Origin of the sequence: Micromonospora sp. NPDC023888 (assembly GCF_040639415.1) — a bacterium.
Lineage (GTDB): Bacteria > Actinomycetota > Actinomycetes > Mycobacteriales > Micromonosporaceae > Micromonospora.
In genome coordinates, this window is sequence record NZ_JBEZZW010000004.1 from 124,719 (window position 1) to 147,860 (window position 23,142).

Below are 23,142 nucleotides of genomic sequence, written 5' to 3' on the forward strand. Positions count from 1 at the left end.
CAGTTTTCGCGTCTCGGGGTCGAGGCCGCCCCGCATGGCAGCTCCGACCGCCGCTCACCGCGGCGACACCAATCAGATGGTCAGGACGTCGATCAGGAGGATGCGGGCGCTCCGGCGCTCGACAACAGTATGGAACGTACGCGTTTCTTCCGCCGACCGGTGGTCTGGATCATCCTGGTCATCCTCGGCGCAGTTGTGCTCAGTCAGCTGTTCACCGCTGGTCCCAGCTACCACCGCGTGGACACTTCCGTTGCGCTCGACCAGCTCCACACCGCCAAGATCAACAAGGTGGTCTTCCAGGACAAGGAGCAGACGCTCCAGTTGGACCTGGCCCAGAAGACCAGGTTCGGCAAGACCGAGACCAACAAGATCGAGGCTCAGTTCCCGTACCAGGTCGGTGACGAGATCTGGAACGAGGTGCTGGACGCCAAGGCGGCCAACCGGGTCACCGGCCCGGCCGACGCCAAGGTCTCGTCGGACAGCATCTGGGTGAGCCTGCTGGTCAACCTGCTGCCGATCGCGTTGCTCGTCCTCCTGCTGCTGTTCTTCATGTCGCAGATGCAGGGCGGCGGCTCCCGGGTGCTCAACTTCGGCAAGTCCAAGGCGAAGATGATCACCAAGGACACTCCGAAGACGACCTTCGCGGACGTCGCGGGCGCCGAGGAGGCCGTCGAAGAGCTGTACGAGATCAAGGACTTCCTGCAGAACCCGGCCAAGTACCAGGCCCTGGGCGCCAAGATCCCGAAGGGCGTGCTGCTGTTCGGCCCGCCCGGCACTGGTAAGACGCTGCTGGCCCGCGCCGTCGCCGGCGAGGCCGGGGTGCCGTTCTACTCCATCTCCGGCTCCGACTTCGTGGAGATGTTCGTCGGTGTCGGCGCCAGCCGGGTCCGCGACCTCTTCGAGCAGGCCAAGACCAACGCTCCGGCGATCGTCTTCGTCGACGAGATCGACGCCGTCGGTCGACACCGTGGCGCCGGCATGGGCGGCGGTCACGACGAGCGCGAGCAGACGCTCAACCAGTTGCTCGTCGAGATGGACGGCTTCGACACCAAGGGCGGCGTCATCCTGATCGCGGCCACCAACCGGCCGGACATCCTCGACCCGGCGCTGCTGCGCCCGGGCCGGTTCGACAGGCAGATCCCGGTGGACGCCCCCGACATGGAGGGCCGCAAGGCCATCCTGCGGGTGCACGCCAAGGGCAAGCCGTTCGCCCCCGACGTCGACCTCGACTCGGTGGCACGGCGTACCCCGGGCTTCAGCGGCGCCGACCTGGCCAACGTGATCAACGAGTCGGCCCTGCTCACCGCCCGCAAGGACCAGCGGGCGATCAGCAACGACTCGCTCGAAGAGTCGATCGACCGGGTGATCGCTGGTCCACAGCGACGGACCCGCGTGATGAGCGACCAGGAAAAGAAGATCACCGCGTACCACGAGGCTGGGCACGCGCTTGTCGCCTGGGCGCTGCCGCACGCCGCGCCGGTGCACAAGGTGACGATCCTGTCCCGTGGTCGCTCGCTGGGCCACACCCTGGTGCTCCCGACCGAAGACAAGTACACCCAGACCCGCGCCGAGATGATCGACACTCTGGCGTACGCGCTGGGCGGTCGGGCCGCCGAGGAGCTGGTCTTCCACGAGCCCACCACCGGTGCCGGCAACGACATCGAGAAGGCCACCCAACTGGCCCGCGCGATGATCACCCAGTACGGCATGAGCTCGAAACTCGGCGCCATCAAGTACGGCACCAGCGGAGACGAGCCGTTCCTCGGCCGCAACATGGGCCACGAGCGGGACTACTCGGACTCCGTGGCCGCCGAGATCGACGGTGAGATGCGGGCACTCGTCGAGCTGGCGCACGACGAAGCCTGGGAGATCCTTGTGGAATACCGGGATGTCCTGGACAACATCGTGCTCGAACTGATCGAGAAGGAAACCCTTTCCACGGCCGACATGGCGCGGATCGGTTCCCGGGTGGTCAAGCGCCCGCCGCTGGCGCCCTACAACGGCTTCGGTAAGCGCCAGCCGTCCACCGAGCCGCCCGTGCTCACCCCCGCGGAGAAGGACAAGCTCAAGGCGCAGGCCCAGGCCGACGGCGCGCAGGCGTCCGTTGGCGGTGGCGCACCGTCCAACAACTCGGACGGTACGCACTGAGCAACGACCCGACGGCCAGCTCCCCCCACCGGGAGCTGGCCGTCTCCGCGACCGAGCCCGACGGCGACGACGGGCTGGACTACGTTGCCGCCCGGCTGATCAGCGGCCGGCTCACCGGCCGGCCCGTCGAGGACGCCGTCGACCTCGGCCGTATCGAGAAGGCCGTCCGGGAGATCCTCATCGCGGTCGGTGAGGACCCGGACCGCGACGGGCTCCAGCAGACCCCGGCCCGGGTCGCCCGCGCGTACGCCGAACTCTTCGCCGGCCTGCGGGTCGACCCGGCCCAGGTGCTCAGCACCACCTTCGAGGCCAACCACGAAGAGCTGGTGATCGTCCGGGACATCGACGTGATGAGCCTCTGCGAACACCACCTGCTGCCCTTCCGCGGCAGCGCGCACATCGGCTACATCCCCGGCCCGGACGGACGCATCACCGGCCTGTCCAAGCTGGCCCGGCTGGTCGAGGTCTTCGCCCGCCGACCCCAGGTGCAGGAACGGCTCACCTCGCAGGTCGCCGACCTGCTGATGAGCAAACTCGCCCCCCGCGGCGTCGTCGTCGTGCTGGAGTGCGAGCACATGTGCATGGCGATGCGCGGCATCCAGAAATCCGGCGCCAAGACCATCACGTCGGCGGTACGCGGCATCCTGCAGACGGACTCCAAGTCCCGTGCCGAGGCAATGGCGCTGATCATCCCGCGCTGACAGCCGACGCATCCCGGCCGGTCGACCCCTGCGGGGGACGGCCGGCCGTCGCCTTTCCACCCGTCCGCTCTCCTGCCCGCCGCCGACCAGCCGGGCAGGTCAGCCGGCGAGCAGGACCAGCAGCAGGCCCGCCGTCACCAGCACCGCCGGCACCAGGCACACAAGCGCGCCGAAGCGCACCGTGCGGTCCAGTCGCTCGGCGGGGCTCACCCGGAACAACCGCCCAATGCCCACCCAACCGGCGACGAACGCGACCGCCGGCATCGGCAGCCCACAGATCAACGCTGCCACACTGGCCGGTCCCACCCCCGTCGCCGACCACACCGCGACCTGGATCAGCGGCACCACGAGCGCCAACGGCCCGTACACCAGAAGGTTGCGCACCCGCGCCGGCCAGGACCCCGGCCGGAAGAACCGGCGTCGCGCCGCGAGGGCCGCGTCCGCCGCCTCGGCCCGCCCCCGCGCGGCCCGCAGCGCCGCCAGCACGGCCGCCGGACCGCCCGCCATCGACCGGGACGCCTCGGTCAGTTCCGGCGGTGACGGCACCAGCGAAATCGCCGGTACGCCCAACTCGCGCAGCCGTTCCTGCTGGCTCGCCAGCCCGGTACGGACCACCGTCAGCTCCTCCCGGGCGGTCTCCGCCGACCTGGCCTGCTCACCGGCGGCGGCAGCCGCACTGCGGCGTACCCCGTCAAGCTGGCGGGCCGCGGCCAGGTACTCCCCCCAGGCCGTGCCGGGCTCGACCGCAGCCTGAGTGGCGTCCCCGGTCGCCGCGGCGACCCGCTGCCGCCCCGGCCCGGTCACCGTCGTCGCCTCCGGAGTCATCTCGACATCCCCTGCCCGCGCCACCGGATCACCCGGCCTCGTCGGCGAACGGCACCAGGACCGTGCCCCGCTCGTCCGGACCATCCCAGAGCACCGCCCGGTCCGGTCGAGCCCGCCACTCCACAGTTCGACCGAAGACCGCGGTGAGCTGCCCGACCGGCACATCCAGCACGACCACGGCGGCCAACTTGTCGACCTCGCCCGGCGGCTCGAACAGCGCCGCGAACGGGGGCACCGCGCGCCACCAGCCCAACAGGTGTCTCCCCGTCGGCGGCCCGTTGCGCAGCAGCGCACGCAACCGCTCCACCGGCAGCTCCCGAGGGCCCGGCCGGTCCAGACCGAAGGCCACCAGGTACGTCGGCAGGTCGTCGGCCGGAGCCGCGAGCAGCGTCGGCAGATCCACCAGTTCGGCCGGATGCCGGGCAGCCAACTCCGCCGTCAACGACTCCGCCAGCGCCCGAGCGCCCGGGTCCGCCACCGCCACCAGGAAACGGGCGGTGCCCGGCGCATGATGGTCCGCGGTGCTCCGGGCCGCCGTCGCCAGCAACCCGCCCGCCGCGGCACCCGACCCCAGCACCGCGAGGTTGCGGCCCGCGGCCGGCCCCAACGGTACGGCGACCGTCGAGCGGGCCACGTCCACCGCGCGGCCCAACAGGGCAGCCGGCCCGTGCGCCTGCCCCGCCAACGCCGCCCGGTGTCGCGGATCGTTGCCCAGCAGCGGGCGAGCGTAACCGGCGAAGACGACAGGCGGCACCGACCCGGCCGGCCGAGCCGCCCACAGCTCGTGCCGCAGCTCCTCCACCACCGCCGGATGGTCCTGCGGATCAGGGTGCCGGATCAGCCGCTCATGACCTCGGGTCGCGCCCCGGGGACCGCCGAGGCCGCCTGCGGTGTTCACCACCGCACTGCCCACCGGCAGCCCGGCGGCCGAGTCGTTCGTCGGCTCCAGGACCGGACTGCCACCCGGCAGCGCCACCCGTACCGGAAACTGCCCGAGCACCGAATCCCGATGACCCGCATCCGCGCGGGCACTCAACCCCAGCTCACCCGCACCGGCCAACACCAGGTGCACGCCGTACGCCCGACCGGCCCGAGCCAGCCCGTCCAACTGGGCGGCCACCTCGGCGGCCAACCGGTCCCGCTCGGCGAAGAGGAACGGCACATTGTCCAACACACAGACGACCCGGGGCAGCTTCTGGTGCTGCCGCAACTCGGCGAAGCGTTGGCCGCCGGCCCGCGCCCCAGCCTCCGTCCTACGCTGCACCTCGGCCGTCAACTCGTCGAGCAGGTCCCGGACGTACTCCCGATCCGCGGCCATCGCGGCGGCGCGCACCTGCGGAATCCACGACCGGTCCCGCTCGGTCTGCAGAAACTCCACGAACGACTCACCATCGCCGAGATCCACCAGGTAGAGCGCCAGGTCGTCCGGGCCGTACCGGGCGGCCAACCCCAGCAACGCGGTGGTCAGGAACGCCGAGCGACCCGCCGCGGACCGCCCACTGACCAGCCAGTGCGGAGTCAGCTCGGTGAAACCCAGCGGCACCGACCGCCCCCCGGCATCACCGACCGTGGTGGTCATCCCCTCCGCGGAATCCGACTCCCACAGACGCTCACCCGTCGGCGGCAGCAGAGCCGCCAACCCCAACCGCGAACCGGCCTCCACCTGCTCGGCCAGCCGCCGACACACCGCGTCGACCAACTCAACCGGCGGGTCCGCCTCGACGAAGACCGGTGAGTTCAGTCCACCCGGTGGATCCGCGCCCGGACTGGCGAAGGACGCCCTCGGTGGGTCACCGAGCAGCGCGTACGCGTTGCGCAGCGCCAACGGTGTGCTGTGCGGCAGCGCGGCCCGAGTCGCGTACGGGCCGGCCGGAGGCCAGCCGGCCACCACCAGATGCAAGCCGGCGGCAGGCCCCTGCTCGGCGAGCGCCTCGATCCGTGCCAGATCGGTCGGGCTGGTCGACTCCGGCAGAGCGGCGAACACGAGCAACAGCGTGCGATCGTGCCGACGTCGTCCACTGGCCCCCGGCGTGACCCACTGCTCCGCCTCCGTCAGCACCGCCCGCAGACCCGCCACGTCCACCGCCGGCGGCGGCAGCAGGCCAGCATCAGCGAGCGCCCCGAACGGGGTCAGCGCCGCACCCGTGGCATCCACCGCGCGAATCAACAGCGCACCCGCCGGCGTCGCCGCCAACAACCGCAGGAGTACGGCCCGGAGCAACCCCGCCACCCGAGGCTCCCGAGCGTCAGCGTCCACGCTCAGATGACCGGTGCCGACAAGTGGCACCAACGCGGGAAAACGGGCATCGTCCAACGGTGCCGCCGTGCCGACCCGCACGAACGGCGGCGGGCCGTCACCCGCCGGAGAGTCCACGGTGAGCGAGTCCAACGCGGCGCCCGACCAACCCGGGGCCAACCGCGCGGCGGCCACTCGGAGACGATCGGCCAGCTCGTACTGGCGGCGCTGATCGGCAGGGGCCGGCCGGGTCTCGTCCAGAATTCCGGCCGCAGCGGTCGCGACGGCCGCTGCCCGGCGATGCAGCGCAGCGGCGCGGTTCGTACGTGCCTTCGGACCGGCCACCGCGTCCACCCCCTCTGCCCGAGGTTGGCAACCCCTCCCGAGCAGAGACGGTATCCCAGCCGAGGCTGCTCCTTCGGGAGGTGGCACGGCGCTGCGCCAGTGATGTCGTGGATCTCACCGATGGATAGGGGTCCGTCACGATCCGCTGGATCTGAGGCATTGGCTCCGGGGCGTCCAGCCGATAACGTCAGGAGGTGGAATCAGTGCAGCCCCCCGCCGGTTCCCAGGTCTCCCACGTACCGGCCCAACGGGCACCCTCGGAGCAGCTTCCACCCGCCCCGGTGCCACCGGAGACGCAGCCACCACGCCGCCGAATGCGGACGGTGCTCACGGTCGTCGCCGGGGTGCTTGCGCTGCTCTGCGTCGGCGGGCTCGCCATGGGCCTTGTGCTGTATCACCGCGCGTCCGCCCCGGACCGCAGCGCGCCCGACGTGGTGGTGGACAACTATCTGCGTGCGTTTCTCGTCGATCGCAACGACGCGAGAGCAGACCTCTTCACCTGCGAGGGCGGGTCGCAACTGCAGTCGCTTCGCTCGCTGCGAGCCGACCTACTTACGCGTGAGCAGGAACTTAACGTCACAATCTTGGTTAGCTGGGGCAGCCTTGAGGTCAAAGGCGAAGGCGATGCGGCCTCCGTCGTGACGGTGATCCGGCGTAGCGCCACAGTCGATGGTATCCAGCAGAGCCTAACGGACACCTGGCAGTTCGACGTGAGAAAACAGGATGACTGGCGGGTGTGTGGAGGCATCAAAGTGGCTTAGCTTCATTCAATCCAGAGCAGGTGGACCGGAACCTCCAATGTGGTGGGTGACTGGCCGCGCCAGGCCCAGCGGTACCACTCCACCTCCGGAGTGATCCGGACGCAGATGTCTCCCTCGGCACCCGAGTAGGTCTCGGTGACCGCCCGCAGGTCGCGGTGCTCCAGACCGCCCTCGACGTGCACCACCCGGCGGCCGGTGACGGCGTCCGCCTCGAAGACGGGTGTGGGGACCCGATGTGCCGGGCCGTCCAGCGAGACCAACCGGATGCCAGTTTCGCGAGGGCTCTCCGATTCCGGCCGGCTGCCAACGGTCTCGACCCAGACCCGTTCCACCGGCACCAGGGGCGCGAACACCTCGACCTGGTCGGCCTCGGCCCGGTACCACTCGTGCTCGGGAATCACCGGCACATAGGTCCGGGCGCTCTGCACCACCCGGTCGTCCGCGCGCAGGTCCCCTCGCCAACCCAACCCCGGCAGACCGACCAGCACCCGTCGCCCGCGTAGTTCCACCCGCTCGGTGGCGGGAACCATGGACAGCGGGCGGGGTGGTCGGGGAGCCCAGTCGGGCTGGTCGGCGAACGGGTCCGGCAACGGTCCGGTCATACCCGTGGTGGCCTTACTCGGCAGCGCGCAGCGGGGCACCCCGCTCGCGCATGAACGGGATCGGATCGATCGCACCGCGGCTGGACCGGTCGCTGCGCAGGTGCACCTCGAAATGCAAATGTGGGCCCGACGAGTTTCCACTGCTGCCGACCTGCCCGATGACCTCACCGGCCGGCACGATCTGGTCCGGTGCGACTCGGGGACGGACCACCATGTGGCAGTACCGGGTGATGTTGCCGCCAGCGTGCAAGAGGTCGACGAACCACCCGCAGCCACCCTTGCCGGGGTACCCGTCCACGTCGCAGTTCCGCCGTCCCTGGTTGTCCGGGTCGCAACGGGCCACCAGCACCCGCCCGGCGGCCGCGGCTCGGATCTCGGTGCCCTTGGCCGCCCCGATGTCGACCCCGTTGTGGCTGGGGCGGTCGGCGGTCCGGAATCCGGAACCGACGTCACCGGGGATCGGGGCGGTCCAGCCGGAGGCGGCAATCTCGCCGTGCTCGGCCGCGTTGCACACGGCCTTGCCGTTGATCTCGACGGTGCGGGCCGCCCCGCCAGCAAGGGCGTCGACGATTTTGCTTGCCAACTCCTCGTGCTTGGCGTACGCGTCTGGATAGGCGCTGACCTGCACCTGCTGCGCCACCACGGTCAGTGGCCGGCGTTGCCAGCTCCGCACCTTGACGAGTTTCTCGTAGAACTTGCGAGCGGTGTACGCGGGTGTCATCCGCTCGGCGACGGACCCCCAGCCCGGCCGTTGTTGAAAAAGGCCAAGCGAGTCGTGGTCGGCTCCGACTCCCTCGTGTGGCAGGGCCAGAGACGCGGGAACGTCGCTGTTCGCCAGGTTGCGCAGGGCCGACTCCTGCATCGCGGTGGCCAGGGCGATCACCCAGCCCCGTGAGGGCACCCCCATGTCCTGGCCGATCTTGATGATGATCGCGGCATTGCGGACCTGGGCGTCGCCGTACTCGGTGAACCGTGGCAACTCGCCGGCGATGTCTACCGGACGGACCGGGCCGCAGCCCCAACCGGCCAGGGTGTCCCCGTTCTCGGCGTCGCCACCGAGCCCACTGAGGAAGAACGCGGCGGTGCCGCCGGTGCAACAGAGCAGGAGTAGTACCCCGGTGAGGATCGTGGCGATCACCCCGATCCGCAGGCGCCGACGCGGAGGGGCCGCGTCACCGCCGACGGTCATTGCCGTTCCCAATCCACCACGTCGACCAGCCAGCCGCCGTCGGCGGCGACCAACTCCAGCCGGAGCCGACCGCTGTCGAGCGGCAACAGCACCTCGACGAACGTCTGGGTGCGTGCCCGCACCTCCGGTGGCCCGGTGACCTCCTCGGCCGGAACTCCGCCGGGGTCGGCACCGGACAGCTTCTCCGTCAACGCCGGTGTCGACAACGGCCGAAGGCCGGCCTGCCACTGCTCGGCGGCTAGCCCGGGCCGGCCGAGCCAGGCCTTGGCGAACCGGTCGGCGGTCTGCTCAGGTGTGCGGGCACCCGCCCGAGTGACCGGCGACGGCGGAGCCTCGGTGGACTTCACGCCATCGTCACCGGCCGTCGGGTCCACTGTGGTGATCGGTCGGTCCGGCCGGTTGCTCAGTCCGTCCGTCGGATCGGGCGGGCCGGAGACCAGGCGTGCAGCCCCGATCACACCGAAGATGAGCACCGCGATCACCAGCGCCACCCCCAGCCGGGACCGCAGCGCCCGGGTGAAGAGAAACTCCAGGGCCCGTCGCATCGCCGTCACCGGGCCTCTGAGCGCACCCGCGGTCCGGTACGGTCCGGCACGCGCTCCGTGGAGCCCGGTCGGTAGACCACGAACGACGGGTTCTCGGCCGGCACGTCGGGCTCGGTCCAGGTCGCCGGCTGCCGCCGCCGAGGCTGAGGCGGGACCTTGCGGCCCCGGCCGCCGGTCTCCTCCTTCGTGGCCTCATCAGCGCGTTCCTGACCGTCCGGTCGCACGTTGCCGGTCCGTTCGGACCCGACCGGAGCGGCTGGCGCCGGCGCCGGGTCCTCCCTGCGCGCCTCTGGGCGCAGTCGGGTCTGCTCGGCGACCGGCGACCGGCGACGTCCACCCACCGGCTCCGCGGTGCCGCCGGGCTCGACCACGTCGAGCCGCGCCGCGACGCGAATGTCCCGGAAGAACCGACGGTGCCAGGAGCCCGCCGAGCTGACCGCCTCGCTGCTGTCCTTGCCGCCGAGCTGGGTTATCCGCCGGTACGGGCGCAGCAACAGCCAGCCGACCACCCCGCAGAGCCAGACCAACACCACCTGGAGCCAGCCGGGCAGGGTGGGCGTACTCATGATCAGATCGACAGCGAACAGATAGATTGCGGCCCCGGTGCCGAAGATCGCGATGTTGAAGACTGCGGCGACCACGGCGTTCGCCAGGCGGCGCAGCCCGGCGCTCGCCGGCCGGAGCAGGCCGACCGTGCCCAGGATGGGTGCCGCGATCACCGCCCACCGGAAGATCAGGAACCCCAGCAGAACCAGCAGCGACGCGGTCAGGTCGAACATGGCGAAGAGCACCGAGGCCAGCACGGCAATGAACCCGGCACCGACCCGGTCCATGTCCCGCACTCCCTGGAGGTACTCGTAGGCCTCCGGGTCCTCGGTCTGGATCTGCTGGGCCACCCGCGCCCACTGCTGCTGCTTCGCCTTGATCGTCGGTTCGCGGGTGGCCGGGTTGGCGCGTAACTTCTCGACTTCATCCCAGGACAGCGCCTTGGCGTCGTAGAGCGCCGGGCCATACTTACGAGCAGTTTCACTGTCAGCCGAGCCGAGTACCCCTCGCACCCAGTTCCGGTAGAGCATGGTTTCGGTCGCGGTGTCGCTGGCTCGGACGGCAGGGGTCCTGAGGTCCTTGCACCGATCAGCATCGATGCATCTTCCTGGGGCCGGTTCCTTTGCCTGCGGGCCGACTGCGTCGTGCACAACTCCGAGACTGGTGACGAGCGCACCGTCGGCGACGTTGGCTGACTTGACTGGCCAAGCGGCCAGCGCCGTGACCGCGACCATCACCAACAGGGCCCACCCGGCGGTGGTCATCGCATTGCTCATGTCGGACTGACGGGACCGCCAAAGGAGGTACAGCCCCACTACGCACAGGGTGACGATCCCGAAGACGCTGAATACCTTCTCGTACACAGCCTTCGTCGCTTGCTCGACAAGCGGGTCAGCCCAGCCCCACATCGAGCCGGGATCCCACGCGCGCTCTCTGAGTGCGTTCGAGGCGCCGATGACGGCCGTAGCGGCCATGAACTCGCCGTTCGCGATCGTGGTGGTGAACTTGTAGTCCGGATGTAGCACGCTCGACGCGCAGCCACCGTCTATGTCATAGGTGTTATAGCTGTAGCCCGCATATCCGTAGAGGCTGTACCGACCAGCTACTCCGTTCGCAGCCTCTGTTGGCGGCGCGGCGGCGAACCAGCCGGCGAGGCCGGAATCCGGCGTACCCGGGGTCGGCGCGTTACGGCACTTGACCTCGTCCTCACTGACCGCTTGCAGTTTCCCCACGCAGGTGCGGAAGTCGGCCTGCCATTCCTGGGTCGTGCAGAGGTCGGCGCGGGCCTGGGCGGCGGGCGGCGCGGCGGCTGCGGCCCCAGCGCCGATCAGCGGCCAGGTGAGAGTGGCCCCGGCCAGTACGCCGAGGGCGAGCAGGAACGACGCGATCCTTGCCCAAGCCCTCGCCATGTCACGCCTCCAGATCCGGCAGGGAGATGCTCGGCAGCACGCCGGCTGCCGCGGCTATCGCGGCGGGCGTCGTGTCGAGGTGGTCCAACAGCCCTTCGACGTACGAGACGTCGACGCGGACCTTCTGCACCCGGCCGTCGACGTCGCGCATCACGAACTCGCGGAAGCCGAGACGGCTGGACGAGCTGGTGTCGGCGGCGGAGAGTGAGGCCAGGGTTGCTTCGTACCCGTCGTTGACCGGCACCCGCAGCAGCCGTAGCGCTTCGGAGGCGATCTCGGCGTCCTCGGCGATCCGGCCGACGAAGACGGTGGAGACGAGGTTTTGCACGTCGAGGCCGAGGATGTCGCGGGGGTTCTGCGAGGCGACCAGGGCGGCGAGGTTCCATTTGCGGGAGTCCCGGGCGAGCCGGACCAGGAACGAACGCCCGGAGCGCCAGCCCTCCATGAAGTGCGCCTCGTCGAGGCCGACGAGCTTGCGTGACGACATCGACCCGCCGTAGCAGCGGCGGACGGCGAGCCGGTGCGCGGTGTGCAGCATCGGCAGGGCGAGCGCCTCCTCGGCGGACCAGTACTCACGTTCGATCTTGAGGTCGGGCAACCGCAGCCCCGCCATGGTGATCACGGTGAGTGCGGCGTCGGCGCCGAGCAGCCCTTCGGGTGGCCGGCCGAAGAAGAGCATGGCCAGTGGCATCTCGGCGGTGTCCAGCAGGAGGTTCGCCAGCTCCTTGCCGGCGTCGTCGTCGAGACGACCGAGGCAGCTCACCACGTCGTCCAGGGTGGACGTCTCCTCGGCGGGGACCTGCCGGACCGCGTGCCGGAACAGGGTGGCGGTCGACGCCTCGCGGGCCACCTGCGGCGGAACGAGCATCATGCAGATGTCCTGGACGAGCATGCGCCGCTCGGCCCGGGCGTTGGAGACCGCGATCTCGAACTCCCGGTCACCAGACGCGCCGGCAGCGAACTCGGTACGCAGCGGTGTGGGGATGAGGGAGTAGGGCGCCAGGGTGCCGTGCTCCGAGCCGGTCAGGTTCAACACCCGGGAGTACGGTCGCAGCTCGGGCATCGCGCAGAGCCGGGCCAGCGGCCCGGACGGGTCGAGTAGGGTCACCTGGACACCTCGGCGGGCGGCCAGGTAGCCGAGCGCGCCGAGCAGGGTCGACTTGCCACCTCCCGGTTCGGCGACGAAGACCGCCAGCCCGGAGCGTTCCCGGACCTCCATGGGGAAGTGCAGGTCGAGGAAGACGGGCCGGCGGCAGGTGCCGGCGGTCCGGCCGATCAGGTCGCCCCGCCGGTCGCCGACGTTCGAGGCGGCCTGGGGGAGCGCGGCGGCGAGCAGTGGCACCGGCATGCGTCGGACGTAGCCGGTGTTGGCGATCGGCTCGCCGGGGATGAACTCGCGGGCCAGCCAGTCCTGGTTCTTCGGGTGTTGCAGGGAGATGCGCAGCTCCCGGGAGTAGAGCTGGATGAGCCGGCGGGCGCGCTCCAGGCATTCCTCCCTGGTCCGGCCGCCGACGGCGATCCGGTGCCAGCCGTGTGCGCGGGCCGAGTCGACCGGCAGGCCGGTGGTCATCTCGTCGCCGATCACCAGCGCGCGCTTGGCAAGTCGTTCCAGCTCCGGGGGTGCGTCGATGCCGTGCTCGGCGTAGTCGAGCTGCTGCGAGCGGATCATCCGCAGCCGGTGTTCGAGATTGCGGAAGGAGTCACCGGAGCCGAGGATGTCGACGCGGGTGGAAATCTCCATCGGCCACGGCAGCCGCTCGTGGAAGTGCAGCCAGGGCTCGTGCCGCTCGGGGATTTCTAGCGGCTCCATCCGGCCGACGGCGAGCACGGCGACGTGCCGTTCCTCGCCGGTCATCCGGTTGACGAGTTTCACCGTCGAGCCGTACGGGGTGCGGTAGCGCTCCACCTGTTCGGTCAGGGCGAGCAGGTCACCGCGTTCCCAGCGCCCGTCGGTGACCGGCGAGAGCGTGCCGGGCGGGGACATGCACAGCGCCACCGAGCGGTAGAGCAGCCACTCCAACTCCTGGGCGGTGACCCGCCGGCCGCGCATGCCGAACGCACCGAGCACCTCGTCGAACTGCTCCACGGTGCGGCCCAGCTTGCGGCGTTCGCCCTCGGCGGTGCCTCGGCCGAAGGTACGCAGCAACCGCTCGGTGAGCGAGTCGCCGAGGGAGCGGCGGGCGAAGGTGACGCCCAGATAGGTCTGCCCCTCGGCGTGGTTGACCGCCATCAGGTGCCGCTGGGCGGCGACCAGGTGATCGGCCCAACCGGTGGTGCCGGCCACGTCGGCGAGCGGCGCGGGGGTGTGTGCGTCGATGGTGCGCGCCCACTCGTCGGCGGGGAACGGCCGGGTGGTGCGGCGCAGGTGCAGCCGGAAGCCCGCCAGGCCGGCGTACTGCTCGGAGATGGCTGACAGGAGCGCTTCACGTTCGGCGTCCGGCCGGAATGCCCAGCGGACCTCGGGCAGCCAGTACCAGGCGGTCACGGTGTTGGGGGTGAAGGTCAGGTGACCGGCGATCTCGGTGATGGCCAGCTCGACCGACGGGTCCCGATCGCCGAATTTGATCTTCGGGGCGCGGACCCGGGTCGGTTTGGTCGGCCGGTCCGGTCGGCTCGCGGCGCGCTGTCGGGACGGCGCGATCTCGCGCCCGGTCGGCCCGGTGCCCGAGCCCCTGGGTCGATCCGGGTCGGCGGCGCGCCGTGGCGTGCGCTCCAGCGCCGGCCGATCCGTCGGCCCGGCGTTGGCTGGCTGCTCGGCCGTGGGCGTCGGCCGGGCCGTCTGGGCAGCCGGTCGGCTTGGAGTTGCCTGCCGATTCGCCGGCGCGGCCGTCGGACGGCTGTCCGGCGTGGCGTTCGCTGGCCCGCTGACGGGACCGGTGCTCGCCGGTGTGGTGGGGGTCGGGTCGGGCTCATCCGAAGGGCGGAGCATCGGCAGTCGGTCGCCGGCCTGGTGGGGCACCCGGGGCTCGCTGGCCGGGTGGACACCGCCGTGCCGTGGCTCGGTGGACCGGCGGCCGGGCTTGTCGTCGGGCGTCCATGGTGGTTCCAGCTCGGGAACCGGCCGGGCCGGTGTCTGGACAGCCTGCGGTGGGACCGTTGGCTGCTCCGGGGTGCTCGGGCCGGCCGTGACAGCTCGCGCGGCGCTCGGCCGTGCCCCGCCGAAGAGGTCAAGGAAGGGCGAGTCGATGTCGGCGTTCTCGCCGGCCGACACCGCACTGGGCTCGGCGGGTGGGGTTCGGCGGGGGATCGGCCGGGGCGCCTGGAACACGCCCACCGCGCCGTGACCGGGCGACGTCACGAGGGCAGGGTCGAGCGCCACCTCGTCCTCGTCGTCGGTGTAGTCGAACGATTGCGCACGGTGACCGGCCGGCACGGCCGGGTGGCCGGCCGGGGAGCCCGGCGTGGACGAGCGACTCATGCGACCGCCTTCGCGAATGGCGGCAGGCTCTCACCCGCGTCGTGTGACGAACCGATCGGCGTACGCCCGGTCATGCCAGCTCCTCCCGGATCCTGATCCGGCTGCCGACCAGGCGCGGGTCGCGCTGCTCGACCGCCGGCTCCCGGGTGCGTCGCCAGTCGGTGAGCGCGGTGCGGATGACCACCCGCGCCGGCCGATCGGGGTCGACGTGCCGGAAGATGAACGACGTGGTCACGATGGCGAGCGCGATCTCCCAGGCCGGGAAGAGCTCGACCGTGAACGTGAACAGCCAGTGGATGAACATGTAGAGGGGGACCAGCAGCATGAAGAGCCCGTACTGGGCGTAGGGCAGGTGGACCGGAAGGGTGTAACCGGGCGGCCCGAGGTAGACCAGGCGGGCCCGGTAGATGTCGTCGTCGGTGCGCAGCCGCATCTGGTGAACGCGCCTATTCGAAGATCAGGTCGATCAGGTAATCGCCGACGAAGAAGAGTGTTGCCGCGCCGGCGATGAAGGCGAGCCCGACGATCGCGATCGCGGAGCTGGTAAGCACCTTGGAGATCTCGCCCCGGCTGGCTCGGCCGATGAAGATGACGCCCAGGACGGCGAGCAGGATCGGCGCGATCTTGCTGGCGAAGAAGGTGACCACACTGTTGGTGTCGATCCCCTTCGGTGCCGGCTCCGCGAGCGGAGTCGACGCCAGGGTGGAGAGCGCGTGGGCGACGCCTGACGACGCCGTCTCCATGAGCTCGAAGGCGATCACTGGAACCTCCCCATAGCGCGGCCGGCGGTGCCGCGGCGGTGCGATAGGCAAGCCTGACGGGAAATCTGCTCCACAGGGCATGGCGTTCTTGACCCTGCGTTCGTTACTCACCACGGAGGGTGGCGAGGTTTGGGCGGATTTTCCCCGCTTCGGCCCTCCCTCCAAGCTTCGCCATCTCGATGCTGGGCAATTCCAAAGCGTACGGGCCGCCCCGGATTGCGACAAGCCGTGAAGGGACTGCCCGATACTGCCCGGATGACCGATCGTACACCTGTTCTAACTAGCACGTCAGGGGTGGTCGGTTGAGCCGACCCGGGTCGGTTGGCGCCGCTGCCGCGACCGGTACCGTCTAGTCGTGACCGATCTGGTGCGGGCCTCGGGCCCGGTGGTGATGGGCGTCCTCAACGTCACACCGGACTCCTTCTCCGACGGCGGACGGTACGCCGACCTCGACTCGGCCGTCGGACACGGCGTCCGACTGCGCGACGCCGGGGCGCACCTGATCGACGTCGGCGGTGAGTCGACCCGTCCCGGCGCTGAACGGATCGACGCCGCGACCGAGGTCGCCCGGGTGTTGCCGGTCATCCGCGAGCTGACGGCCGCCGGCGTGGCGGTCAGCATCGACACCACTCGCGCCCGGGTGGCGGAGGCCGCCCTGTCCGCCGGGGCGGCTGTGGTGAACGACGTCTCCGGCGGGCTGGCCGACCCGGACATGGCCCGAGTGGTTCGCGACGCACACTGCCCCTGGGTGTTGATGCACTGGCGTGGCCCCTCCCGCACCATGCGCGAGCTGGCCAGCTACGGGGACGTGGTGGCCGACGTCCGGGCCGAGCTGGCCCAGCGGATCGACGCGGCACTGGCCGCCGGAGTGGCCGCCGACCGCCTCATCGTCGATCCGGGCCTCGGTTTCGCCAAGACCGCCGCGCACAACTGGGAACTCAGCGCCCGTCTGCCGGAGCTGCTGGACCTCGGCTTTCCGCTGCTCTTCGCGGCCAGCCGCAAGTCGTACCTCGGCCGGTTGCTTGCCGCCCCGGACGGCACCCCGCGACCGACCGCCGAACGGGAGGCGGCCACCGTGGCCACCAGCCTGCTGGCGGTCGCCGCCGGCGCCTGGGGCGTACGCGTGCACGACGTGCGGGCCACCGTCGACGCGCTGGCCGTCTGGGCCGCGACCGGCAGCCCGCGCCTGGCGATGCCGTCGCCCGGCGAGGAGCGGACACGACACGATCACGAGCAGGAGGTGCGGCGATGACACCCGACCGGATCCACCTGACCGGCCTGCGGGCGCGCGGCCGACACGGGGTGTACGACTTCGAGCGGGCCCAGGGGCAGGACTTCGTGGTCGACGCCGTCCTCGAGATGGACCTGGCCCCGGCGGCGGCCAGCGACGACGTCACCGACACCGTCCACTACGGCGAGCTGGCCGAACGCCTGGTCGCAGTGGTGACCGGCGAGCCGGTGAACCTGATCGAGACCCTCGCTGATCGGCTCCTCGCGGTCTGCCTGGCCGACGAGCGGGTCCGCACCGCCACGATCACCGTCCACAAACCGGAGGCCCCGGTGCCGCACACCTTCACCGACGTGGCCGTCACCATGACCCGGACGCGGGACCGGTGACCAGGGCCGTGCTGTCGCTCGGCAGCAACCTGGGCGACCGGCTGGGCCACCTGCGCACGGCGGTCGCCACGTTCGGCGACACCGTACTCGTGCTCTCCGGGGTGTACGAGACTCCACCGTGGGGCGACGCCGACCAGCCCGCGTACCTGAACGCCGTGTTGCTGGCCCAGGACGCGACCGCGACCCCCCGCGACTGGCTGGAGCGGGCTCGCGACGCGGAGCGCGCGGCCGGCCGGGTCCGCGACCCGCGGCGGCGGTTCGGGCCGCGCACCCTCGACGTGGACGTGATCGCGGTCTGGGGCGACGACGACGAGCCGGTGTTCAGCGACGAGGAGGAGCTGACCCTGCCGCACCCCCGGGCGCACCTGCGGGCCTTCGTGCTGCGGCCGTGGATCGACATCCAGCCGTACGGTCGGCTGCCCGGCCACGGCTGGCTGACCGACCTGCTCACCACCGGCCCCGCGGCAGACGACGCGCTGGAACTGCGTCCCCGGCCGGAGTTGGCGTTAGAGTCGACGGCATGACCGAGCGGAGTCGGCCGGCATGACGCAGGCGAAGTCCCCACCACCGGGCGGGTCGGGCCCGGATCGGTCCCGGATGGGCCCCACCCGGATTTCGACACTTGTCGTGGCCGCACTGGCCGCGGCGGCGGTGGCCTGGCTGCTGATCAGCAGCCTCTACTACAGCGGCGTCCCCCGGCTGCCCTGGCTGCCGGTGGTGACGCTCGCCGGGCTCGCCGTGCTCGAGGGGTACGCCGCGATCAACACCCGGGGCCGGATCGAGCGCAAGCCCGGCCGGGATCCGGTCGACCCACTGCTGGTTGCCCGTCTCGTGGTGCTTGCCAAGGCGTCGGCGCTGGCCGCGGCCATCTTCGCCGGCTTCTACGCGGGGCTCACCGGCTGGCTCTTCCTGGAGACCACCCGGGCGGCCCTGGACGATCGACCGGCCGCTGGCGGGGGTCTGCTCGCCTCGCTGGCTCTGGTTGGTGCCGCGCTGTGGCTGGAGCGCTCGTGTCGGGTGCCGGAACGCCCTGACGACGAACACGAGCAGGACCCCCGGGAGAGCCGTCCCGGCCAGCGCTGAGCAGGGGGTTACGCCCGGCTCCGAGCGCGGGTACGGTGCCTGCGATCGGAGAGCAAGGGCCGCCCATGGTCCGTCCGCGCGCCGGACCGGGGCCGGCCGGCCACTGGGGAGGCGGCGTGATGGGTTACGAAGAAGGGGGCCGGGACCGCTCGGCCGAGCCCTCGTCCGGGGTGCCCGCCGCCGTCCTGGAGAACGTCTTCGACGACCCCACGCATGGTGAGCCCGGCCGGGACCGGATCGGCGTGCAGGTGGGCTGGGAGTTCGTGCTGCTGGCCGGGCTTGCCGCCGTGGGCTGGCTGCTCTGGCAGGAGGATCAGGCCGCCCTGCGCGCCGACAACCTGCGCACGTTGCTCGTCGACGCGGTCGGGTTGGGGTTGCTCGCCCTGGCCGCCGGGCTGAGCCTGCGGACGGCCGCACCGAACCTGGCAGTCGGGCCGGTCGCGGTCGCCGCCGCCCTGCACTACGCCGAGCAGGGTGACCGGGGCCTGCCGGCGTCGGTCGGCCCGGCCGTGGCGGTCGCCGCGCTGGGCGGGCTCGCGCTGGCGCTGACCGTGGTGGTGCTGCACGTGCCGGGCTGGGCCGCCAGCCTGGCCGGCGCGGCGGGTGTGGTGGTGTTCATCGAACGCCGTTCGGCGAGCGTGCTGGTGCAGGGCGACTACGACCCGGGGCGCAGCGCCGGATACCTGTTCGCCGGCTTCGCGGCGTTGGCCGTTCTTGGCGGGTTGTTCGGCGCGGTCCGGGCGATCCGCCGACTGGTCGGCCGGTACCGGCCGATCGCCGACCCGGCCCGCCGGCGGGGCGCGGTGGCCGCCGTGGTCACCGCGGTCGCGCTTGTCGGCTCCACCGTGCTGGCCGCCCTCGCCGGTGTCCTCATCGCCGCCAACAACCCCGGGTCGGCCACGGAACCCGGGTCGGTCGCGCCCACCTCGGGGCTGGACCTGACGGTCCTGGCGATGGGGGTGGCCCTGCTCGCCGGCACCAGCGCGTACGGCCGTCGCGGCGGTGTGTTCGGCACGGTGCTCGCGGTCAGCCTGGTCACCGTCTTCCAGGCGTACGCGCCGGAGCGTGGTTGGACGCTGAGCACCTGGGCGGTGGGTGGTGCCGCGCTCGGCGTCGGGTTGCTCGTCACCCGGCTGGTCGAGACGTTCGGTCGGCCCCGACCGGGCCACACCGACAAACCCGAACCGGTCACCGACGGCACGATCAGCACGGGTTGGACCATGCCGCAGTCGCAGTCGGTGGACAACTGGCCGCCGACGCTGCCGACGCCGGCCGCGCCGCAACCGGTCGACCCGTGGCGGGATCCGCGTTGGGAGGACAGCCCGCGTCGGTGGGACGCCGACGAGCGGTGACCAGGGTGGCGTCCGCCGAGCCGGAGCTGATCTCGACCGTTAGGCTCGGCGGCATGACCGACACACCTGCCGCCACCCCCGGCGGAACCTCGTTCGCCGAGCTTGACGCGCTGTCCACCGAGGAGTTGCGGGAGCGGGCGTTCGCGCTGGCCCGGGAGCGTCACGACGTCAAGTTCTACTGGTCGGTGCTGCGGCACCTGCCGAACGCGGACGAGGCCATGGTGCTCGACGGCGCGCCGAACTCGATCGGCCCGACCATCGACGAGGCCAACGCGCTGTGGCGGGAGCTGACCGGTCACGGTTACGAGGAGTCCGCGCCGCTGCTGCGGGCCGCCTTCATCGACTACCTGCTGAAGCACTGAACCGCTCGGGGCAGCCCAGGTCCGCCCGAACGACGGGTTCGGGGCCTGGGCGGATGGCGTCGCTCATGCACCGCTCGGGCCGGGTCAGCCGCTACGGCACGGCCGCCGGCACCGGCGCGCTAGCCGTGTTGTTGCTGGTCGGGATCTGTGGCAGCCCGGCGTACACCGGTTGGGCCGCCACCCAGACCGACCCGGAGTCGGCCGGCGCCTTCTATCTGCGTCTGCTCGCATGGCCGGCCTGGCGGCTCGACGCGGACGGGCAGGCCGGCGGCTTGTTCGCCGCCGACCTGCGGGCCGTGCTGCTTGTGGTCCTCGCGGTCGCTCTGCTCTACCTGCTGCCCGCCGCGCAGGTGGCCCGGGTGCCCGGCTCGGTCAGCCAGTTCCTCTCCGGCTGGGCCGCGTACGTGCTCGCCGGAGGGCTCGCCGCCGTGCTGGCGGCGCTGCTCAGCCCGGGTCCGTCGCTGCTGGACGCACTCCAGGGCGCCAGCACCGGTGCCGGCTACGGCTTCCTCACCGGGTGGATCATCGGCACCGCCAGCCTCGGCGGTCGCGCCTGAGCTGACCCGGCAAGGTCGTCCGGAGGTGGCCGGGACCGGGCCGCCGACCGCGGCAGCCCGGTCGCCGTCAGGTCAGTTCGCCGGTCGGCCCAGGTCGAGCAGGCGGTGCCGGCTGAGCGCACCCACCGGTCGGCCGGCGTCGGTGACCACGAGCTGGTCCCGTCCCGAGGTGAGCAGCACCGCGAGCGCGTCGTACGCGGTGCCGTCCAGTGCCACGGTGGGCAGGTCCGCGGCGGCGTCGCCGGGTACGGGCTCCAGGGACTCCCGGTCGAGTGGGGTCACCGCCAGCCGGCGGATTCCCCGGTCGGCTCCGACGAACTCGCGGACGAACGGGGTGGCGGGTGCGCCGAGCAGCGCGGCGGGCGTGTCGTACTGCTCCAGGTGCCCGCCCTCGGAGAGGACCGCGATCCGGTCGCCGAGCCGGACCGCCTCGTCGAGGTCGTGGGTGACCAGGACCGTCGTCTTGCGGACCTCGGCCTGAAGGCGGAGGAACTCCTCCTGTAGGCGGGTCCGGACGATCGGGTCGACGGCCGAGAACGGCTCGTCCATCAGCAGCACCACCGGGTCGGCGGCGAGCGCGCGGGCCACCCCGACCCGTTGCCGCTGGCCACCGGAGAGCTCGTGCGGGTAGCGGCCGCCGAACTGGGCCGGGTCCAGGCCGACCAGGTCGAGCAACTCGTCGACCCGGGCCCGGGTCTGCCGCTTGGGCCACCGCAGCAGGCCCGGCACTGTGGCCACGTTGGCCCGGACGGTCTGGTGTGGAAAGAGGCCGACGTTCTGGATCACGTACCCGATTCGGCGGCGCAGCCGCACCGGGTCGGCGTCGGTGACGTCCTCGTCACCGAGCGTGATCCGGCCGGCGGTCGGCTCGATCAGGCGATTGATCATGCGCAGCACTGTCGACTTGCCGCAGCCGGACGGGCCGATCAGCACCATCAGCTCGCCGGCCCGGACGTCCAGGCTGAGATCCCGGACGGCCTCGGTGCCGTTCGGGTAGCGCTTCTGGATGCCCTGTAGGGAGATCGACGCCGCGCGAGGGGATCGGGCCGCCTCGGCAGCCTCCGGGGTAACGTCCACGTATGTCCTTCCGCCTGAGCTACCGGGCCGACCCGGGTAACCCCTGGTTCTCCTGGCAGTACGTGCGGGACAACTCTGACACGATCCTCGTCGCCGTGCGTGAACACGCCTCCCTCACCGGGCGGGCGGTGCTGCTCGCCGTGTTGATCGCGCTGCCGTTGTCCGTGCTGGCGTACTGGTTCCGGCCGCTCGCCGGCCCGATTCTGGCCGTCAGCGGGGTCGTCTACACCATCCCGTCGTTGGCGCTCTTCGCGTTTATCGCGCCCTACCTGGGCACCGGGACCACCACCGTGCTGGTCGGGCTGGTTCTCTACGCGCTGCTGTTGATCGTGCGCAACGTGGTGGCCGGGCTCAACCAGGTGCCCCCGGAGGTCGGGGAGGCCGCCGAGGGGATGGGGTACGGCCGGTGGGGGCGGCTGTTCCGGATCGACCTGCCGCTGGCGCTTCCGGGCATCGTGACGGGTGTGCGGTTGGCGACCGTCTCGACTGTGGCGTTGGTCACGGTCGGCGTGCTGGTCGGGCATGGCGGCCTCGGGCAGTTGATCTTCGCGGGCTTCCAGAACAACCTCTACAAGGCCGAGATCATGACCGCCGCGCTGCTCTGCGTGGCGCTCGCGGTCGTGCTCGACCTCCTGCTCGTCCTGGTCGCCCGGCTGGTGACCCCCTGGTCCGCCCGGAGGGCACGGTGACCGTCGCGGAAAATCCGATCGGCCAGGCGATCACCTGGATCAACGACCCACTGAACTGGACAAACCCGGGCGGCATGCTGGACCGGCTCGGTGAGCACCTGACGATCTCGGCCCTGGCGGTGGCGCTCGGCTGCCTGGTGGCCTGGCCGCTGGGCCTCTGGCTGGGGCACCTCGGCCGCGGCGGCGGCCTCGTGGTGCTGGTGTCCAACGCCACCCTGGCCATCCCCACCCTGGCGCTGCTCACCATCCTGCCGGTGGCCTTCGCCAGCGGCTTCGGGCGGACGCCGGTCGTGGTGGCCCTGGCCGTCTTCGCCGTGCCGCCGCTGCTGGCCAACGCGTACACCGGGGTGCGACAGGTGGACCCGGAGGCACGCGACGCGGCCCGGGGGATGGGCCTGTCCGGCGGGCAGTTGCTGCGCCGCGTCGAGTTGCCGCTCGCGGTGCCCTACCTGGCCGCCGGTTTCCGGACCGCCGCGGTGCAGGTGATCGCGACCGCCGCACTGGCCTCGTTCGTCAACGGCGGCGGCCTCGGTCAGATCATCCGGACCGGCTTCGGCATCGGTATCGCGGCCGGCGGCGGGCAGATCGTCGCCGGCGGTGTGCTGGTGGCCGGGCTCGCGTTGCTGGCCGAGGTGGTTCTCGGCGGGGTCGAACGCCTGGTCACTCCCCGTCCGCTGCGACGTGGACGGCAACGGACGGGTCGGCCCCGGCCCGCGGACGCCACCGGGAGCGCCTGACCCGTGCGGGTGAGCCCCGCGTCAGGCTGGCTACCCACGCTCGTCGGATCGGTGACGATGAGGTGACGAAGTCCATCCCAGGTTGTCGGTCGGTTGCGGAGCATGTTGGGTGGACATTCGCGGGCGGCCGACAGTCAGGATCGCCCGTCGGACACGCGGCCGGCCCGGGACGGGCCGCGCCG

At 71.6% G+C, this 23,142-nt stretch carries 22 protein-coding genes; 12 read left to right on the top strand and 10 right to left on the bottom strand.

Annotated features, from left to right (window positions below; genetic code table 11):
- The first annotated feature begins 129 nt into the window (after positions 1-129).
- The gene (gene ftsH, locus AB0F61_RS05110; protein ID WP_357803429.1) at positions 130-2,148 is read left to right on the top strand and encodes an ATP-dependent zinc metalloprotease FtsH; all 2,019 of its coding nucleotides are present in this window, start codon (positions 130-132) and stop codon (positions 2,146-2,148) included.
- 35 nt (positions 2,149-2,183) lie between these two features.
- Positions 2,184-2,849 (top strand): GTP cyclohydrolase I FolE, encoded by a 666-nt coding sequence (gene folE, locus AB0F61_RS05115; protein WP_139583250.1) that lies wholly within the window; start codon positions 2,184-2,186, stop codon positions 2,847-2,849.
- A gap of 99 nt (positions 2,850-2,948) precedes the next feature.
- Here folE and AB0F61_RS05120 read toward each other — a convergent pair whose 3' ends face one another.
- Positions 2,949-3,674: a hypothetical protein gene (locus AB0F61_RS05120; RefSeq protein WP_357803431.1), complete on the bottom strand. Its 726-nt coding sequence runs from the start codon at positions 3,672-3,674 to the stop codon at positions 2,949-2,951.
- A 28-nt stretch (positions 3,675-3,702) separates the two neighbouring features.
- Complete coding sequence (locus tag AB0F61_RS05125) at positions 3,703-6,264, bottom strand: FtsK/SpoIIIE domain-containing protein (RefSeq protein ID WP_357803433.1); 2,562 nt, start codon at positions 6,262-6,264, stop codon at positions 3,703-3,705.
- Between the two features lie 194 nt (positions 6,265-6,458).
- On the opposite strand from AB0F61_RS05125, the gene AB0F61_RS05130 reads away from it, so the two are divergent.
- On the top strand, positions 6,459-7,016 hold the full coding sequence (locus tag AB0F61_RS05130; RefSeq protein WP_357803685.1) for a hypothetical protein: 558 nt from the start codon (positions 6,459-6,461) through the stop codon (positions 7,014-7,016).
- A 2-nt stretch (positions 7,017-7,018) separates the two neighbouring features.
- Here the strand turns inward: AB0F61_RS05130 and AB0F61_RS05135 are convergent, their stop codons facing one another.
- From AB0F61_RS05135 to AB0F61_RS05165, 7 genes are all read right to left on the bottom strand, one after another.
- Positions 7,019-7,618 carry a hypothetical protein gene (locus AB0F61_RS05135; protein ID WP_357803435.1) on the bottom strand — a complete coding sequence of 200 codons (600 nt, stop codon included), beginning with the start codon at positions 7,616-7,618 and terminating at the stop codon, positions 7,019-7,021.
- Positions 7,619-7,631: 13 nt separating this feature from the next.
- Positions 7,632-8,807, bottom strand: coding sequence for a M23 family metallopeptidase (locus AB0F61_RS05140; protein WP_357803437.1), 1,176 nt, complete (start codon positions 8,805-8,807; stop codon positions 7,632-7,634).
- Positions 8,804-9,361, bottom strand: coding sequence for a hypothetical protein (locus AB0F61_RS05145; RefSeq protein WP_357803438.1), 558 nt, complete (start codon positions 9,359-9,361; stop codon positions 8,804-8,806). Before AB0F61_RS05145 ends, AB0F61_RS05140 begins: the two co-directional genes overlap by 4 nt.
- Positions 9,358-11,307, bottom strand: coding sequence for an MFS transporter (locus AB0F61_RS05150; RefSeq protein WP_357803440.1), 1,950 nt, complete (start codon positions 11,305-11,307; stop codon positions 9,358-9,360). The genes AB0F61_RS05145 and AB0F61_RS05150 overlap by 4 nt, the downstream gene beginning before the upstream one ends.
- 1 nt (position 11,308) lies before the next feature.
- Complete coding sequence (locus AB0F61_RS05155; protein WP_357803441.1) at positions 11,309-14,725, bottom strand: ATP-binding protein; 3,417 nt, start codon at positions 14,723-14,725, stop codon at positions 11,309-11,311.
- Positions 14,726-14,795: 70 nt separating this feature from the next.
- Entirely contained in the window at positions 14,796-15,158 is a 363-nt protein-coding gene (locus AB0F61_RS05160; protein WP_139583242.1) for a hypothetical protein, read from the bottom strand.
- A 13-nt stretch (positions 15,159-15,171) separates the two neighbouring features.
- Complete coding sequence (locus AB0F61_RS05165) at positions 15,172-15,486, bottom strand: hypothetical protein (RefSeq protein WP_074315118.1); 315 nt, start codon at positions 15,484-15,486, stop codon at positions 15,172-15,174.
- A gap of 355 nt (positions 15,487-15,841) precedes the next feature.
- On the opposite strand from AB0F61_RS05165, the gene folP reads away from it, so the two are divergent.
- The 7 genes from folP (at position 15,842) to AB0F61_RS05200 (ending at position 20,457) form a co-directional block, all read left to right on the top strand.
- Entirely contained in the window at positions 15,842-16,738 is an 897-nt protein-coding gene (gene folP / locus AB0F61_RS05170) for a dihydropteroate synthase (protein WP_357803443.1), read from the top strand.
- Entirely contained in the window at positions 16,735-17,103 is a 369-nt protein-coding gene (folB, locus tag AB0F61_RS05175; RefSeq protein ID WP_357803445.1) for a dihydroneopterin aldolase, read from the top strand. The genes folP and folB overlap by 4 nt, the downstream gene beginning before the upstream one ends.
- Positions 17,100-17,627, top strand: coding sequence for a 2-amino-4-hydroxy-6-hydroxymethyldihydropteridine diphosphokinase (gene folK, locus AB0F61_RS05180; protein ID WP_357803447.1), 528 nt, complete (start codon positions 17,100-17,102; stop codon positions 17,625-17,627). The genes folB and folK overlap by 4 nt, the downstream gene beginning before the upstream one ends.
- Positions 17,628-17,646: 19 nt before the next feature.
- Positions 17,647-18,186, top strand: a complete 540-nt coding sequence (locus AB0F61_RS05185) for a DUF3180 domain-containing protein (RefSeq protein WP_357803449.1) — start codon at positions 17,647-17,649, stop codon at positions 18,184-18,186.
- Positions 18,187-18,305: 119 nt separating this feature from the next.
- Positions 18,306-19,538, top strand: a complete 1,233-nt coding sequence (locus AB0F61_RS05190; protein ID WP_357803450.1) for an ABC transporter permease — start codon at positions 18,306-18,308, stop codon at positions 19,536-19,538.
- A gap of 53 nt (positions 19,539-19,591) precedes the next feature.
- The gene (locus AB0F61_RS05195) at positions 19,592-19,900 is read left to right on the top strand and encodes a hypothetical protein (RefSeq protein WP_357803452.1); all 309 of its coding nucleotides are present in this window, start codon (positions 19,592-19,594) and stop codon (positions 19,898-19,900) included.
- 65 nt (positions 19,901-19,965) lie between these two features.
- A complete protein-coding gene (locus tag AB0F61_RS05200; RefSeq protein ID WP_357803454.1) occupies positions 19,966-20,457 on the top strand; it encodes a hypothetical protein in 492 nt (163 codons plus the stop codon).
- A 72-nt stretch (positions 20,458-20,529) separates the two neighbouring features.
- Here the strand turns inward: AB0F61_RS05200 and AB0F61_RS05205 are convergent, their stop codons facing one another.
- Positions 20,530-21,534, bottom strand: coding sequence for an ATP-binding cassette domain-containing protein (locus AB0F61_RS05205; protein ID WP_357803456.1), 1,005 nt, complete (start codon positions 21,532-21,534; stop codon positions 20,530-20,532).
- 2 nt (positions 21,535-21,536) lie between these two features.
- Between AB0F61_RS05205 and AB0F61_RS05210 the strand changes: the two genes are divergently transcribed.
- A complete protein-coding gene (locus tag AB0F61_RS05210; protein ID WP_357803458.1) occupies positions 21,537-22,223 on the top strand; it encodes an ABC transporter permease in 687 nt (228 codons plus the stop codon).
- Positions 22,220-22,960: an ABC transporter permease gene (locus AB0F61_RS05215; RefSeq protein WP_357803460.1), complete on the top strand. Its 741-nt coding sequence runs from the start codon at positions 22,220-22,222 to the stop codon at positions 22,958-22,960. The genes AB0F61_RS05210 and AB0F61_RS05215 overlap by 4 nt, the downstream gene beginning before the upstream one ends.
- The last annotated feature ends 182 nt before the right edge of the window (positions 22,961-23,142 follow it).